This is a genomic window from Phycisphaerae bacterium (genome assembly GCA_017999985.1).
Classification (GTDB): domain Bacteria; phylum Planctomycetota; class Phycisphaerae; order UBA1845; family Fen-1342; genus JAGNKU01.
This window is the reverse complement of the sequence record JAGNKU010000004.1, coordinates 94,058-111,107: the sequence shown is the minus strand read 5'-3', so window position 1 is coordinate 111,107 and position 17,050 is coordinate 94,058. Positions and strand designations below refer to the sequence as shown.

Annotated in this window: 11 protein-coding genes; 7 read left to right on the top strand and 4 right to left on the bottom strand. The window is 67.4% G+C overall.

Translation table 11 applies throughout. The features are described 5' to 3' along the window. Positions 1-39: 39 nt before the first annotated feature. On the bottom strand, positions 40-972 hold the full coding sequence (locus KA383_06955; protein MBP7745857.1) for a DUF1559 domain-containing protein: 933 nt from the start codon (positions 970-972) through the stop codon (positions 40-42). Between the two features lie 185 nt (positions 973-1,157). After that, positions 1,158-2,219, bottom strand: coding sequence for a hypothetical protein (locus KA383_06950; GenBank protein ID MBP7745856.1), 1,062 nt, complete (start codon positions 2,217-2,219; stop codon positions 1,158-1,160). Positions 2,220-2,886: 667 nt separating this feature from the next. Between KA383_06950 and KA383_06945 the strand changes: the two genes are divergently transcribed. From KA383_06945 to KA383_06930, 4 genes are all read left to right on the top strand, one after another. Beyond that, the gene (locus tag KA383_06945) at positions 2,887-5,010 is read left to right on the top strand and encodes a family 10 glycosylhydrolase (protein MBP7745855.1); all 2,124 of its coding nucleotides are present in this window, start codon (positions 2,887-2,889) and stop codon (positions 5,008-5,010) included. Positions 5,011-5,096: 86 nt separating this feature from the next. Continuing rightward, a complete protein-coding gene (locus KA383_06940) occupies positions 5,097-5,540 on the top strand; it encodes a hypothetical protein (GenBank protein MBP7745854.1) in 444 nt (147 codons plus the stop codon). After that, a complete protein-coding gene (locus tag KA383_06935; protein MBP7745853.1) occupies positions 5,537-7,381 on the top strand; it encodes a hypothetical protein in 1,845 nt (614 codons plus the stop codon). Before KA383_06940 ends, KA383_06935 begins: the two co-directional genes overlap by 4 nt. Before the next feature lie 7 nt (positions 7,382-7,388). Continuing rightward, positions 7,389-9,593 (top strand): hypothetical protein, encoded by a 2,205-nt coding sequence (locus tag KA383_06930; GenBank protein ID MBP7745852.1) that lies wholly within the window; start codon positions 7,389-7,391, stop codon positions 9,591-9,593. Between the two features lie 5 nt (positions 9,594-9,598). On the opposite strand, the gene KA383_06925 is transcribed toward KA383_06930, so the two are convergent. Beyond that, positions 9,599-10,999, bottom strand: coding sequence for an FAD-dependent oxidoreductase (locus KA383_06925; GenBank protein MBP7745851.1), 1,401 nt, complete (start codon positions 10,997-10,999; stop codon positions 9,599-9,601). Positions 11,000-11,117: 118 nt separating this feature from the next. Continuing rightward, complete coding sequence (locus KA383_06920) at positions 11,118-12,563, bottom strand: DUF5009 domain-containing protein (GenBank protein ID MBP7745850.1); 1,446 nt, start codon at positions 12,561-12,563, stop codon at positions 11,118-11,120. 106 nt (positions 12,564-12,669) lie between these two features. Between KA383_06920 and KA383_06915 the strand changes: the two genes are divergently transcribed. From KA383_06915 to KA383_06905, 3 genes are all read left to right on the top strand, one after another. Next, positions 12,670-13,656 (top strand): HAD hydrolase-like protein, encoded by a 987-nt coding sequence (locus KA383_06915; GenBank protein ID MBP7745849.1) that lies wholly within the window; start codon positions 12,670-12,672, stop codon positions 13,654-13,656. Positions 13,657-13,678: 22 nt separating this feature from the next. Then, positions 13,679-16,570, top strand: coding sequence for a hypothetical protein (locus KA383_06910; GenBank protein MBP7745848.1), 2,892 nt, complete (start codon positions 13,679-13,681; stop codon positions 16,568-16,570). Between the two features lie 154 nt (positions 16,571-16,724). Continuing rightward, positions 16,725-16,940 (top strand): hypothetical protein, encoded by a 216-nt coding sequence (locus tag KA383_06905; GenBank protein MBP7745847.1) that lies wholly within the window; start codon positions 16,725-16,727, stop codon positions 16,938-16,940. The last annotated feature ends 110 nt before the right edge of the window (positions 16,941-17,050 follow it).

The window sequence follows — 17,050 nt, the reverse complement described above, 5'->3', positions numbered from 1 at the left end:
GGAGCGGCGCGTGCGGACCGGACAATGCCGGCGCGCCGGTCACCACCAGTACGTTGGGCGCGTCGAGCCGCCCTGGAACGTGCGATCGATCATCAACCGGGGGCGCAGTACGCTGAGCGTACGCCACTGCACACTGCCGTCGTCATAGCCGAAGTTCCCGCCCTTGAGCTGGCCGGTGTCGGAGCCGTTGGCGCGGCCTGTCCAGCGATGATTGCCGGCAGTGGGCCGCAGGCGGCCGGCGTCGAAATCTCCGGGGAGTTGGGCCGCCGTCTTGCCGACACTGACGAGGTAGTCCTGGATGACCGGCACCCGCGATTGGCCGTCACTCTTGGGAAGCTGCATGATCGGTCGGCTTACCGAGTACGGCAGGCGGAAAAGCCGATAGGGATTGCTGGTGTCCGGGATGATCGTCAGTTGATCGTCGTCGAATACGCGGTACAGGCCGTCGGCCGTGGCGGCCTCGACCTTGTCGCCACTGACGATCGCGGACGGACCGACGAAGTTCCAGATCTGGGCATAATCCATGAACGAGCCCCACTGCGACGGGTTCTGCCAGGATGCCGCGCTGTTGCGTGTGGCGTTCCCGGTGGAGGGGCAATGGAAAATCTTGCCCAGTGGCGCCGAGAGTTCGAAATCGATGGGTGCGAAGGTCCCATTGGGGCCACTGCGGGTGATGTTCTGGGTGCCCATGTAGGGCAGGATCAGCTCGGCCAGATGCCATTGCACCGAGCCCTTGTTTACGTATACGTAGCTCGGTTCGACCCCTTCGTGCTGCGGCATGACGTCGCGGTTGTCCATCGAATACGCGATCATCGCCTGCACGATGCTGCGCAGGTTGGATGCGCACACGGCGCGCTTGCCGCTTTCCCGCGCCGCGGACAGGGACGGCAGGAGGATGGATATCAGCAGCGCGATGATCGCGACCACGACCAGCAATTCAATCAGCGTGAAGCCTCGGGCGATCCGTTTCATGACCACGCTCTCCATGATGTGACGCATCAATGCCGCGCTTGCTCCCACGTCGCTGGTTCGGCCGCGCGCCTGCCACGCTCCGCGCCGGCAGTACCTCATCCGCGCCGGTTATCCGCGTCGCGCGCCGGGGCTGGTCGTCGCCGGGCCGACCGGGGCCCGGCGACGCCTCCCTGCCCCGCGTCCACCTAGCGACGACGGATCAGGCCAACGGCCATGGCCAGCAAAGCCAGGGCCGCCGGCTCCGGCGTCACGTTGTAGATGTACACCCGGTTCGAGCTGAACTCGGAGACCGCCAGCGTCTGCGACACGGGGTCGTAGCTGAAGTCGAACATCGCGTTGCCCAGGAAGTCCGACGGGCTGTTCGCGAAAACCAGATCCACGACGTTGCCTTCCAGGTCGATCGCCTTGAGCACGTTCTCGGCGAGCTGGCCGCCGCCCGTGTCCGTGCGGTCGTTCCAGAGGATCACGTCGAAGCCTTCCAGGATCGCCAGGTTCAGGCCGAACGTGCCGTCGCCATCGCTCGGGTAAAACTGCGGAGTGAGGTTCATATCCGCGGTGAACGGCGCCTGAAACGTGTCCGGGCCGGTGCGGGTGAATTTGATGATCTGCTGGCCCTCGCGCGAATAGACGTTGCCATTCGCGTCGATGTCGGTGTCCATCCAGGCGGTGCCCCACATGGCGTCGTAGTTGTACGGCCCGGCAGCATCCGTCCACAGCGCGTTGCCGGCGGCGTCGATCTGGCGGTGTCGGCCAGAGCCGAAATTGGTGAACACCAGCCCGCCTTTGATCGGATCCCAGGCCGGACCGGTGCGCGGCGCACCGCCGCCGCCCGCCGTCGTCGCCGTGGACGGGGCGTTGGTGATCAGGGCGCCGGTGGCGGCGTCATAGATCCCGACGTTGGTGCCCAGCGCGGCCCCGGTCGAGCAAACGACGGCGCCGAGTTGTCCGAACTGGTTGATCGTCAGGCCGCTGTAGCCGCGATAGGCGGTGACGGTCACGGCGCCAAACGAGCGAAACATGGGTGCCGTGAGGGCGTTGTCGGCCGCGGTGATCGCCACATCGCGCGCCGTATTCGTGTAGGGCGCGACATAGAGATTGGTTCCGTCCCAGGCGACCGAGGTCAGGTTGTCGCCCTGAATCTGGCCGGTGAAGTCCACAGTGGCGATGCGCTCGAGCGTGATGCTGGTCCCACCGGCCGCGCTGGCCAGCGCCCCCACGACAAGCATGAGTGTGATACGTGTCAGCATGATGTTCTCCTCCTGGTCCAAGAAATGGTGCGTACCGCACCCGCCAAACCTCGGGATGCGGGTCCAGTCCCGCACCCGCCCCAATGTCGTAAGTTCGATAAATAATTATATAACAAAGAAGAGCGTGATGCAAGCGCTTACCGGCCTGCTGCCAGTGAAACTCAGCTCGTTGGTCAGCGGCGACCAGAGCGGAGTGCGCAGACGATGTGACTATGCGAGTCCTATAATATATTGCATAATTGTTCCATATCGCATACTACAACCGTGCAGTCTAGGTGTTGGCTCGAGTGGTGCCTATTCAACAGGCTCAAGTGGTCACTGTGCCCGCTCGGCGTAACCTTGGATGCGGGGAGATGCCGACGAAGGGCCTGCCGGCTGCGGGGGGCCGAGCATGCAACCGGTGCAGCGAACGCCTGGGGTTTCGTGGTGGACCAGGGTTGTCTCGCGTGTGGTTCGGCTGGTCGCTGGATAGGCATGTCATCAGAACGGCGGTGGATGCGACGGCGCCCAACTTGTTTCAAGTGCAAATGGCCGTTAGATTGTTATATAACAATAATCGGCGTCGCTTGTGACGGGTCTGCGCTCACCCCGCTACGGCGCGGCTGATTTCCCAACGACAGGAGCATTCCACGTGCAAGCAGGCGGTTGCATCAGGCGCCAGGGGCTCTTGAGCGTTTTGATCCTGGTTGCGACTCCCACGGCGGTGGCCCAGGTGATCACGATCGACAACACCGATGCGGGGTTTGTCGTGCTTTCGGAGATCTGGGCGACGGCCTCGGTCGATGGTCAGTACGGGGCGGACTATCGGTATCGATCGACCAGCCTGACGCCGGGCGAAGTGGAGTGGTGCCCCACGCTTGCACATGGCGGCGTGTACGAGGTCGCCGTCTGGTACCGTGGTGGTTACGACCGCCCGAGCAACGCTCACTACACGATCGAGCATGCGACCGGCACGGCGGACGTGTACGTCGATCAGCGCGTCAATGGGTCGCAGTGGTATACGATCGGCTCGTATGAGTTCGCGGCGGGCACCGCGGGGCGCGTGACGCTCACCAGCGCGGCGGAGGCGGGCAAGAGCATTGTCGCGGACGCGGTGCGCTTCGTCGCCCAGACGCCGGGTGACGCGGTGCCCGAAGTGCGGGCCTGCTGGCTGACGCAGTATACGTATCTGGGTAAGACCGAGGCGCAATTGCGCGCGATGGCGCAGAACATCCGCGCCGGTCACATGAACACGGTTTACATCGCCATGTACACCGGCGGCACGGTCTATTGGCCGTCGCAGGCGTACAAGAGCGCCGGTGGGAGCTGGGCATCGGCTTCCACGGACTACGCGGCGCGCCTGCTCGACATCTTCCACGATGAAGGACTGAAGGTCGGGGCCTGGTTCGAATACGGCTTTGCGCTCGGCGGACAGTCGCATTCCATTGCCGTGGCGCATCCCGACTGGCTGGCACGGGATCGCTTCGGCGACGCGGTGACCGGCGAGAACGGTGGGTTCGTGTTCATCAGTCCGGGCTCCGAGCCGGGCGTGGCGATGATCGCGGGCATGGTGCGTGAGCTGGCCGAGAACTACGACTTCGACGACATCCAGCTCGACCGCATTCGCTGGGGGCGCAAGGACACGGGCCGTGAGTACGGCTACGAGGACTGCACGAAGAACCGCTACTACGTGATCTACGGCGTCTATCCGCCGACGAACGTGAACAACGCGACGTGGGTGACGTTCCGTGAGGGGCTGGTCAACGACGCAATGCACCAGTTCTACGACCGCGTGCAGGCTGCGAATGCGGAGATCGTCGTCTCGAGTTCGCCGCTGGGATCGTACGGCATCACGCAGATGATGCAGCGCTGGTCGGACTGGGTGAACGGCGGCTACATGGATCTGGTGATGCCGCAGATGTACATGACCACGCTCAGCAGCTTCATCACCGAGTTCAACACGCAGAAGACCCAGGCTCCGGCGCATCTGGACAAGCTTGGTGTCGGCTACCGCGCATCCGAGGATAACGACTGGTCGCTCGTCGCGGACCAGATCGAGTACGCAGTCAGCCAAGGCGTACCGCACGGCTGCCTGTGGGTCTATCACCAGTACACAGCGCAGATCGCCATCCAGGATGAGATCGATCACTTGCCGGCACCCGGTGGGCCGTGGGAGCCGCCGGCCTACAACCCGTTTGTCAGTGATCGTTACGTGCAGCGCGTCATCGACGATCACGATGGCAGCCCGCGCTACGTCGAGGTCGGTGCCTGGGCGAACTCCGCGCAGCCGGATTTCCTGCGCCTCGGCTCACGCGTGGCGGCGGGTGGCAACACGAAGTCGGCGGAGTTTCACGCCGAATTGCCCAAGGACGGCCGCTACAGCGTGTACGTCTGGTACACTGCGGCCAGCAACCGCAACGACGCGGCGCGCTATACGGTCGCGCACTACAACGGCGAGTCCACGGTGCTGGTCGACCAGCGCGCCAACGGCGGCCAATGGGTGCCCATCGGCCGCTGGATCTTCGAAGCCGGCCCTCTCGCGCGGCGGGTCACCGTCTCCACCGCAGACAGCGATGCGGCTGAGTACACAAGCAGTGACGGTGTGAAGCTGGTGCTCTCGGGCTATGCGCTGGGCGATGCCGATGGGAACGGGACGGTCGCCGCGGCCGATTTTGCGGCGGTGGCGGGGTGTATCACGGGCCCCGACGCGGGACCGGCCGCCACGACGTGCGAGTTCGCTGACTGGGACGACGATACGGACGTGGACCTCGCTGATCTGGCCAGCTTTCAGTTGCGATTCGGTCTGCCGTGAGTGACGCGCGTCAGCAACAGCGGCCTGTTTCTTGCGGAGGTGGCCGGCACGCACGTCTGCTGCGGCGCGCCGCGGCCTGTGCACTGGTGCCGCCTGCCGCGGTGCTGAGCGCGTGGGCCCGGCGCCTGGCGGCGACGTTTGCGCTGCGGCAGCCGCGCGCCGCGCTAGCGCGGCTGGGTGTCGGATTGCTGGTGCGGACACAGCCGTTGTGTGGCCGGGGGCGACAGGTTTTCGGGGCGTGGGATCCCGTGTTGCGACGGATCGAAATCTACGGGTGCGGCGAGGCCCGGTCAGACGCGGAGCTGGTCCGGACCCTGGGGCACGAGCTGTGGCACGTGATGGCTGACGCGCGGCGTTGTGCTGCGCGTCGCAGGCACGGTGAGTGCCACGCCGGCGAAGCGGCCGCGCGACGCTTCGCGGACATGTGGCTACAATGCCTGCCGCCGGCGGACGTGCAGGCTTGTGCGGCGGCGCTGCGCGCGCTCGCGCTGGCACGATCGGACGTGGTTGGCATTGACGGCGGTGCATGACTTATCTCATCGGCACGATCCTGCTGCTGATCTTCCTGGGCTTCGCGCTGCTGATGTTCCTCGAGCGGCTCTCGGCCTTGCTGGCACTGCCGTTGATGGCGCTGGCGTTCCTCCTGGTGGCCGCGGCGGCGGACCTTTTTCAGCCGGGCGAAGTGGTCGAGCTGGTGACCACGGAGCAGGTGGATCAGTTCGGCCGCCGGACGGTGCAGGCCGAGCCGCGCGCGGGGCCGTCGCGGTTTGGGCAGTGGCGGGCGCTGCGCTGGGAGCGAATGGCGGTGTTACGCGACCAGGCGCGCTTCCTGGCGGATTGCGTCGCAGCGCTCGAGGCCGCGGTCGCGCGGGCGGACGATTCGCTGCCAACACGCCTGCTCGACGAGCTCGCGCGCATCCGGACACGTGAGACCGAGTTTCAGCAGCAGGCGGGCGCGCGTCTGGCGGCGCTGCCGGACGTGTTCGCGCGGCCGCCGCACCACGCCGGACCGCGGGCCCGCTTCGACGACGCCAGCACCGCCATGGCCATCAGTGCGCGGCTCCAGCCGCTCGCGCGCCTCGCGGGACAGCCTTTCTCCACCGACTCCGCGTCGCGCGCGCAGCGGCTTGTGGACGACCTGCGCCGCGAGAGCCGGCAATGGACCACGCGGCATGCCGCGCTGCCCGCGCCGGCGTCGTGGTGGTTCTGGCTGCTCAGTGCCGCGACGTATCTCAAGGAGTATTTCATCCTGGTGATCCGCGCGGGCAGCCTGCACCTCTCTGCGGCGATCATCGCCACCGTGTTCGGCGGCATGTTCGCCATGTATGTGAAGAACCTCAAGGTGGCCGAGCGGCTCGTGTACTGGACCGCGGAGTATGCCGGCGAGCGGCCATTCTTCATCAGTCTGGCGGTGCTGCTGGTGACCGCGGGCATCTTCACGTCGGTGGGCGGCCTGGGCACGGTGATCATGCTGGGGACGATCATCCTGCCGGTGCTGCGCTCGGTGGGACTCAGCGCGATCGTGGCGGCGGGCGTGTTCCTCATCGCGATCGCGATGGGCGGCACATTGCAGCCGGTGTCGCGCCGACTGTGGTTGGATTTCTACGGCCTGCCGCCGGCCCAGTTGGACACGATGCTCTGGACGATGGTCGGGCTGTATCTCGTGTGCGGCGTCGGCTGGATCTGGTGGGGCACACGTCGCGGTCTGCTGAGCAGCTTTCAAGCCGGGCCGGCGACCGAGCCGCCGGCCCAGCCGGACGTGCCCGCGCGGCTCATGCTGGCCCCGCTGATCCCCGTTGCGCTGGTGTACTTTGCCGGCGTGGAGGAAATCACGGCGTTCACCATCGCCGTGGGATACATGTTCGTGTGCGTCTGTCGGCGGCGCGGGGCGGTGCGCTTGCTGGCCCGCTCGCTGATCGAAGGGGCACAGACCGTGATGCCGCCAGTGTTGCTGATGGTGGGCATCGGCCTGCTGGTGATGGCGTTGTCTACGCCGCCGGTGCAGGGCTACCTGCGGCCACTGCTCTCGGCGGCGGTGCCGAGTTCGCGGGTCGGCTACATTGTGCTCTTTGCGCTCGCGGCGCCGCTGGCGCTGTACCGCGGGCCGCTGAACGTGTGGGGCATGGGGCTCGCGGTTTCGGCGACGCTGCTGGCGACGTCGGCCTTGCCCGCGCCGGCGATACTCGGCGCGATCCTGGCCGCCGGGATGTTGCAGGGTGTGTGCGACCCGACAAACACCGCGAACGTATGGATCGCGGGTTTCCAGGGCGTCACCGTGAACCGGATTCTGCGCTATACGCTACTGCCGATCTGGGCGGCCGCCATCGTCGCCGTAGTGATATTCGGGCTGCGTTTCGTCGGGGGGGAGTGAGCCGCGCATGGCCGGCCAGCGCAAGATCCGGATCGGCATCGACGTGGGCGGCACGTTTACCCATGCCGTCGCAATCGACGCCGCCACGCTCGCGCTGGTGGGACGGTCGAAGGTCCCGACGACCCACACCGCCGCAGAGGGCGTGGCGCGCGGCGTGGTGGAGAGCCTGCAGGAAATACTGCGGCGATGTGCGATTGCGCCGGACGAGATCGTGCTGATCGCGCACTCGACGACGCAGGCGACGAATGCGCTGCTCGAAGGCGATGTGGCGCCGGTCGGGATCGTCGGGATGGGCGGCGGCGCGGGGGCCTGGCTGGCACGCCGCCAGACGGCGCTGCCGTCGATCGCGCTGGCCCCCGGGCGGCACCTGGCGATCAGCCAACGCTTCATCCGTTCCGAGCGCGTCAGCGAAACCACGGTTGCTGCGGCCCTGGACGAGTTGTGCCGCGCGGGCGCGCAAGTGATCGTGGCCGCCGAGGCCTTCAGCGTGGACGATCCGCGCCACGAGGAACTGGTTTGCGCTGTGGCCGCGCGGCGCGGCCTGCCGGCGACGGCGACACATCACGTCAGTCGGCTGCACGGGCTGGGCGTGCGCACGCGCACGGCCGTCATCAACGCCAGCATGATCCCGCGCATGCTCAACACGGCGGAGCTGACGGAACGGGCGGTGCGCGCCGCGGGCATCACGGCACCCCTGATGATCATGCGCAGCGACGGCGGCGTGATGGACATCGCCGAGGTGCGGCGCCGGCCGATCCTGACGATGCTCTCCGGTCCGGCCGCGGGCGTCGCCGCGGCGCTGCTCTACGCGCGCGTGTCCGACGGCGTCTTCCTGGAAGTGGGTGGTACCAGCACGGACATCAGCGTCATCAAGAACGGGCGCTGCCAGATTCGCAGCGCGGAGATTGGCGGGCAGAAGCTGCATGTCAGCACACTGGATGTGCGCACGGTGGGGCTGGCCGGCGGGTCGCTGGTGCAGTACCGGGACGGTTGCATCGTGGACGTAGGGCCGCGGAGTGCGCACATCGCGGGTCTGTCGTATGTGAGCTTTCTGCCGACGCGGCCGGAATCCATCATGGCGCCGGGGCCGGCCACGGATTGCTCCGGGGCTCTGACGGTGGGTGTGAGTCCGCGGCGCGACTTCTTGTGTCGCGCAGGCGACGAGAACACGCTGCCCAAGGCCGAGTTGATTGAAGCCGCGGTCACGCCGACCTGTGCGAGCAACTACCTGGGCCTCGTTCCGGAAGGCGATCCGGCGCGGGGCCATCAGGAGTGCATTCGTCCCGTGTTCGACCTGCTTGCCCACATGCTGAAGTTCAAGGATGGGACTGCGCTGGCAGACGCGATCCTGAGGACCGCGGCCAGGAAGGTCACAGTGCTCATTCAGGGTCTGCTGCGCGACTACAAGCTGGATCCGGGCGTAGTGCGTTTGATCGGCGGCGGCGGTGGAGCCTCGGCCATCGTGCCCTATGTGGCCCGGGTCATGGGGCTGCCGTTCGAGACGGTCGAGAACGCGGATGTGATCAGTGCAATCGGTGCTGCCTTGGCCCTGGTGCGTGATTCCGTCGAGCGGACCGTGATCGAGCCGAACGAAGAGGACATCCGCCGCATCCGCGAAGAGGCCTTCACGAGCGTCCTGCGCATGGGCGCGGCCGCGGAGACGGTTGAGGTCTTCGTCGAGGTCGATGCGAAGCGGAATCTGCTGCGGGCCACGGCGGAGGGGGCGACCGAGATTCGCGCGCAGGAGCTGCGCCGGGCCGAACTGAGTCTGGCCGAGCGCGGCGCATTGGTCGCGGCCAGCCTTGGCGGAAACGGGCAACCCGCGCAACGGGTGCTCGAAGCCGGTGGCTTTGAGATCTGGACTGCCCGGCGCGTCGTGCATCGGTTGTGGAAGTTCCTGCCGGAGGCGCGACAGGCGGTGCGCGTGCTGGATCAGGCGGGCACCATCCGCTGGGCGTCGAATCACGCCGACGTCCGCGGCAGCACGGTGGCGCTGGCGGAGCGTGATCTGGCGGACTTCGCGGAGACGTACACGCGCTATTCCGACGCGGGCGCGACGATCCCGCGGTGCTATGTGCTGCTCAGCAACCGCGTCATCGACCTGTCCGGGCTGGTGGAGATGCAGCAGGTGCTGGAAGTGCTGCGCATCGAGCTGCAACGCCAGGCGCAGGCCACGCCTTGCGCGCTGCTGGTTGACATGGGCACGAGCTGACGCGGTTACGCCTGGCGGCGCGGGCGGTCGACAGCCGGCAGGTACGCGCCGTGGTCCCGCAGGCGTTTCCGCAACGCCCCGGTATCCACGCCGCGCACATCGCCGCCGTGTTGGCGCGCGGCCAGCGCTGCCGCGCAGCCGGCGGCCTCGCCCATCGCGAGACAGTTTGGCATCGTGCGCGTCGAACCCTGCACCGCGCGATCCGTGCTGATGCAGCGCCCCGCGACCAGCACGTTCCGCAGGCCGCGCGGGATCAGGCAGCGATACGGGATCCCGTGCGATTCACCCGGTGCGTAGCGGTGCGTCTGCGCCTCCCAGTCGATCTCGTGGCCGAGCTGCTGCTCCCACTGCTTGCGCGACAGGTGTATATCAATGTAGTAGGCGTTGCGCGCGATCTCGTCCGGAAACGAGCGTCGCGCCAGGTAATCGTGCAACGTCAGCACGTAGTCGCCGACAATCCGCCGCGTCTCACGCACGCCGATCTGGCTGCCGCTGTGGACGAGGTAAGCCTGTTCACAACCAGGGCAGTACTTGCGAATGAAGTCGGTGAGGTGGCGAATCAGCCGGCGACCCTCGAGGTGCGCGCGGGAGAGCTGCTCGGCGTCGGTGGCATCGACCTCGAACACATGGCTGAAGTTCAGGCCGATCGTGCTGGGCGACTGGTACGCGACATTCGCCCCTTCCTCCATGATCTGCAGGTCGCCGGCCGCCTTGGCCTGTGCGATCACGTCCTTCAGCAACAAGTTTCGCGCGTTGTCCGCCCACAGCCACTTCTGCAGCCGCTGGTTGTCGATCCCCGCCAGTATGAAGCACAGCGTGCATGGCTGCAGTTCGCCGCTTTGGGGGTCGCCCTTTTCGTACGCGGCGCCGGCCGCGACGGCGAGATCGGCATCGCCGGTGCAATCGACAACCACCGACGCCGCGACGCGCTGCAATCCCGACTTGTTGTGGACCAGTACGGAAGTCACGCGACCGTCCGCCGCCGCCGTGTCGACGAAGTGCGTCAGGAACAGTACCTGTGCTCCGGCGTCAGTCACCCGGCGATCATAGATCACCTTCAGCAGCTCGGCGTCGATCGGTACCCAGTCCACGTTGTCGCGGTCGAGATGCGGCATGCCAGCCATCATCTCCTGCAGGATCTCGAAGCCGACACCGCGCGTGATGGTCTGCTGGCGATCTGTGAACGGGCAGAATGCCGGCACCAGTCCCACGGTGCCCATGCCGCCCAGGCAGCCGAACTGCTCGACGACGAGCGTACGGGCGCCTTCGCGTGCGGCGGCGATCGCGGCGGCACAGCCCGCGGGTCCACCGCCCGCCACGAGCACATCGACCGAGTAGCGGGGCGGCAGTTGTGCCCAGGCCAGCCGGACGGATTCGATCGCGCCAGCATCCAGGAATGTGCTCATCCGTGTTCCTCATCAACAGGCAACGGCGCCAGCGCGCTGCGGCCGGACCGATTATATGGGCCAGCCAGACGGCGGTCGGCGCCGCCGGTACGGTGATCGTGCGGCGGAACCCCGCGGGTCAGGTCCGCCACACGATCTTGAACCGCGTGCACACGCTTGCCGCCGCCGCAACGAGGCCCGTCTTGAGGCAGGCCCAGCCAAAGCCCAGCCACGCCGTCAACGGCCACCGCGAGACGGTGCGCTCGATCATCAGCAGGCCCAGTACCGGCGGCACCAGGTTGCGTATGCCGACGTACGCCACCATCGGGTTCTGCCCGCTGGCGATCAGCAGCCATAGCCAACGACCGCGCCCGAAGCGATCAATCAAGACCAGGAAGATCATCAACGAAAGCACGGCCAACCCGCTGGTCACGAAGTAGTAGCTGATCGTCGCGTGATCCTTCCTGATCCCACCCTCAAACGGCTCGACCAGCAAGCCGAGCACCAGCCACAACGCACCCCAGCCGTAGAGCCGACGCAGCAGCGTTTCCAGGTCCGTGCGCGGCCCAGCGACGAGCCCGGCGCCGGCCGCGAGCAGGGCGAACGATGCAAACGTCGTCCCGGGCAGCCAGCGCGCCTGCAATCCCGCGCAGACCAGCACGCATAGCGCCGGCGTCAGCGCGAGCAGCGCCAGGTAGCGCGGCCGGCTCCAGCCCGGGCGAGAACCGTGCATTGATCCGCGCTGCCACTCCAGCAATCCATCGCCGGCAATCGTCCCCGGCAGGACGATCAGCAGGTACTTCAGGTAGCCCGCGAGCAGCAAGGACCGCTGTGGCGAGCGCACGTGCCAGACCTCATGCAGCCAGCCCGGCGGGCCGGCACCAAGAATGATCGTCAGTACGACCAGCATGAAACCCAGCCGCAGCGGCAGGTTGTCGCGCGAAATCAGCCAGAGCAGCATGCCGGCGGTCGCCGTGTGGGCAAGCACCACGATGATGATGTCGGTGTGCTCCAGCGAGAAGCCGGTGCCGTTCGGATAATGAACTGTCGCCAGCAGCGCGCTTGCTCCGCCCCAGCCGACGAGGCGCGCCGCCCACACGCGCCACGTGGGCCAATGGCCCGGCAGCCGCGCCAAGGCAGGGAATAGCAGGGCGAACGCCAGCAGCGACCACAGCCAGCGGCCCGTCGAGACTTGTCCAGCCACCTCGAACTTCCAGGGCACGATGTGATCGACATATACGGCGAACGCGAGGAGCAGCAACCCACGCCGCACGGCATACGCCGCAAGTTGCCACCCGCGGGCGCCGCGCGCGATCCGGCTGGTCAGCGCCAGCGGCATCGCCGCCCCCATCGAGAACAGGAAGAACGGAAACACCAGGTCGACCCAGGTCAGTCCCGGCAAGGCCGGGTCGAAAGCGTAGTTCGGCGGCGGGCGCTGCGCGTGATACATCCAGGCCGGGAGGTCGTAGGCGTGCAGCATGCCCGACAGCGCCATGGTGAGAATCGCGAAGCCGCGGAGCGCGTCGAGCGCGTGCGCGCGTCGCCCAAGCGTGCTTGCCGGCAATGAAGTTGACGTGTCGGCCACGCGGGCACTATACAAGTGGAGCCTCGGCGGGCAAGTCTTGACAGCACCGCGCCGGTCGCGATGATCCCCGGGGCAGCGGCCCACCGCACGGGCCAGGAACGGATGGATGGGCGTACTCGTCGATATCCCTGCGCTCGGCCCCATCTCGGATTGCTCAGGCTGCGTGCCGCTCGCGGCGGCCTCCGATGGCGTGCACCGTGTCGGTCACGACGGCGTGGTGTCGATCACGGCGACGGGCGACCACAAGGTCGAGTTCATCGCCTGGGCTGACCACGCGCTGGCGTATGTGAAATCGCAGCTCGGCTATCCTGCGTACTACCCGGTGCACCCCGTCACTGTCCGCAAGCCGGTGCGGGCCGTGCTCATGGACCTGGACGGCACCAGCGTCCACAGCGAGCACTTCTGGATCTGGATGATCCAGCTCTCGCTCGCCAGCCTGCGCGGCGAGCCGAAGTTTGAGCTCGCAGACGAGGATGTACCATGTGTCTCCGGGCATAGTGTCTCCGAGCACCTGGAGTACGGAATTCGCAAGTACTGCCCGGACAGGACCGTGGAAGAGGCCCGGCGTTTCTACTTCGAGCATACGCGGCGTGAACTGGCCGAGGTTCTGGCGGGGCGCGGCCGCGCGGACGCCTTCGCGCCCGCGCCGGGACTCAAGGATTTTCTGCTGCGGCTGAAGGCCCGCGGCGTGCGCATCGCGCTGGTGACCTCGGGGTTGTACGAGAAGGCGTGGCCGGAGATCGTGTCGGCGTTTCGCACGCTGGATCTCGGCGATCCGCGTGCGTTCTATGACGCGATCATCACGGCCGGCCATGCACTGCGCGCGGGCGAAGTGGGTACGTTAGGCGAGCTCTCGCCCAAGCCGCACCCGTGGCTCTACGCCGAGGCGTGCCGGGTGGGGCTGGGCATTCCGTTCGAGGAGCGCGCCACGGTAATAGGGCTGGAGGACAGCGGCGCGGGTGTGTGCGCTGTGCGACTGGCCGGTTTCGCGCCACTCGGCATGGCCGGTGGGAACATCATCGAGAGCGGCACGCGCGAGCTGTGTGCGGCGTATTGCACGAGCTTTGAGGCCGTGCTCCGGCAGATCGAGTGACGGGGCAAGGGGACTTGCGGCGATGACCAAGCGGGCAGCAGCACAGCGCCGGGCAGCACAGGAGCGCATTCAGTGCCACTTCGTTTCCAACACGCACTGGGATCGAGAGTGGAAGCACTCGGCGCAACGCACGCGGCACATGCTCGTCTACCTGATGGACATGCTGCTGGACATTCTTGAGCGGGAGCCGCGCTACGAGTCGTTCCACCTGGATTCGCAGACGCTGCCGTTGCTGGACTACCTGGACATTCGCCCCGCGCAGGAGGAGCGCCTGCGCCGTCACGTCAGGCAAGGTCGTCTGATCGTCGGACCATGGTTCTGCCTGCCGGACGAGTTCTGCGTCTCGGGTGAATCACTCATCCGCAATCTGCTGCTCGGACACCGGATCGCACGGCGCTATGGCGCCGTCGCCAAGACCGGGTACTCGCCGTTCTCCTGGGGTCAGATCTCACAGATGCCGCAGCTCTACCGCGGCTTCGGCATCGACGTGATGATGTTTTACCGGGGCGTCAATACGCTGGTCGCGCCGCGGGCCGAGTTCATTTGGCGCGGGCCCGACGGCAGCGAGCTCATCGCGTCGCGGCTGGGCGCGCGGCCGCGCTACAACGCCTGGTATGTACTCCAGCGGCCGGCGTATTGGGGCGTGCCGTTGGACGCACTGAACGATTTCGAACGCCCGTGGTCGCACGGCGGGGCACCGTTTCGACTTGCCGATGCGGCGCACGCCGAATTCGAGTACCAACTCGCGCATCCGCCGCATCGGTACGACGCGCGCGTCATGCCGCGCGCGGCGCGCCAGGCGCTCCGCGAGCAGGATGCCGACTGGAGCACGCCGCACCGGCTCTGGTCCGCCGGGCATGACCTGTCCTGCCCGGATGTGCGCGAGGTGCGCCTGATCGCGGATTCCGCCCGCGCGCTGCGCCGCACGGCCGACGTCTACCACAGTACGCTGGCGGCGTTTCAGGACGGGCTGCGCCAGCACAGGCGGGCAGACTGGCCGGTGGTGACCGGCGAAATGCGGCACACCTACACGCGCGGCAGCACGAGCGCGCTGCTGGGCTGGATTATCTCGGCCCGTACATACCTGAAGCAGGACAACTGCCACACGGAGCGGTTGCTCTTTGCCCTCGCCGAGCCGCTGGCCGCGTTCGCCGCGCTGCTGGGCGCGCCCTACCCGCGTGAGTTCCTGGACCGCGCGGGCCGCTGGCTGCTGGAAAACCACAGTCATGATTCAATCGGTGGCTGCGGGCGCGACGTGGTGCACGACGACATGCTCTATCGGTCGCGGCAGGCGCGTGAGATCGGGGAATGCGTGCTGGAGCAGGCATTGCGCGAGATCGCCGGCGCGATTGAGCTGCGCGACTGGCCCGCCACAGACGTCGCCGTGGTGGCCTACAACCCGCTGCCGTCGGTGCGCGACGCGGTGGTTCCGCTCGTGCTGGACCTACCGGCCGAATGGAAGTCGACCGATTTCGAGCTGGTCGATGAACGTGGGCGGCCCGTTGCTGTGCAGCGCTGCGGACCGCCGGCGCCCTTTGCCGAGCGGCTGCACAACCCGCACGACGTGTTCACGTTTCTCAATGTGCAGCGCCAGGAACTGCGGGCGCTGCTGCCGGCACTGCCCGGCCTGGGGTACCGCACGTTCCGCGTGCGGCCCGCGCAGCGCCGCCGGCCGGCGCGCCACGCGTCGCTCCGTACCGGCCCGCAGTCGATGGCAAACGACCTGCTGGCTGTGACGATCAACGCCAACGGTACGCTGGACATCGCGGACAAGCGCACCCGCCGGCACTACGCGGGCCTCGGGTACTTCCGGGACTCCGGCGCGGCGGGAAATCCGTGGCAGCACGAGGCCCCGGCGGAAGATACGCTGCTGACGACCCGTGACGTGCGCGCCGTCGTGACGCTTGTGCACGACGGCCCGCTGGAGACGACGTTTCGCGTCGAGCTGCCGTGGGAGCTGCCGGCTAGACTCACGCCCGACGGACGGGCCCGCAGCGCGACGCGCGTGCCGTATCCGATCGTCAACCGGGTCACGCTCCGTCGCGGGGAACCATGGGTTGAGATCGTGACCGAGCTCGAAAACGTCGCGGAGGATCACTACCTGCGCGTGTCGTTCCCGACTGGCTTGCGGACCGACACCGTGCAGGTGCAGAGTCCGTTCGACGTCGTCACGCGCCCGACGGCACTCCCGGATGCGGCTCAATTCGATGAGCCGCCGCAACCCGAGCAGCCAATGGACGCCTTCATAGACGTCAGCGATGGCCGGGCCGGGTTGGCGCTCCTGAACGACGGGCTCAAGGCGTACGAAGCGCACGCTGACGCGGAGAGCACGCTCAGCCTGACCCTCCTGCGCTGCTTTGCGCTGCGGTTCTTCGTCCCGAACCGCACGGACTACCCGGACCAGGCGCGCGGCGCACAGTGCCCCGGCCGGCACACATTCCGCTACGCGGTTTCGCCGCACGCCGGCGACTGGGCGCGCGGCGGCGTCTGGGCGGCCGCGGAGCGGTTCAACGTGCCGGTGCTCGCGGCGCAGATCGGACCCACGCAGCACGGTTCGCAGCCGCGCTCGCGGGCGTTTCTTGAAGTCGAACCCGAGGGACTGCACGTCAGCGCGGTGAAACAGAGTGAAAGCGGCGCCGGTTGGATCGTGCGGGTGTTCAATCCGCGTCCGACGGCCGTGCGGGCCACGCTGCGCCTGAACGATGGGTGGAGCGGACCGCCTGCGTCGCGCTCGCCGATGGAGCGCGTGCGGACCGAGTTCGCGCTGCCGGCCGAGCGGGGACAGCGCTGGCGGCGCGTGCGGCAAGTGACGCTGGAGGAGATGCCGGAGCGCGATCTGACGCTGGACGCGCGCGGTTGGGTGCGCGTGCGCGTGCCGGGCAAGCGCATCGTCACCGTCGAGTTCCTGGGCTGACGACGCGGGTGCAGCGGTGAGGCGGAAACAGTTCGCACGCTGCGTGCCGGGGCTGCGCCGCGTCGGCGCATGTCGAGCCGGGAAAGCGGCTTGGGCGGGTAGCTCCCGGAAGTCGCGGTGGTTGGTCGCGTCACGCCCCCCGCGTGTACGGGTGATGCAACCCACCGACCTGCGCACAGTCGCCGTCACCGCCGCGGCTCGGCAAAAGGTGAAACGCCACATCAGCAAAGGCGGCCAGGGCCTGCATTCCTTGGACGCAGTGACCGCGGTGGCGCTCAAGGTGACCCGCGTGACTGCGCGGATCCTGACGAACCGCCGCGACTACAAGCCGCAGCGGCTGCCGGCCGCAACCCTCAGGACTCCTCACTAATCAGAGATCGAATTCACGGATCCTGCCACTTCGCGTGTGACTGCCCATGGCTGGCCTGACGCAACGGCGACAACTGCGGAACTCAATCTGTCTCACGGCACTACGGCTGG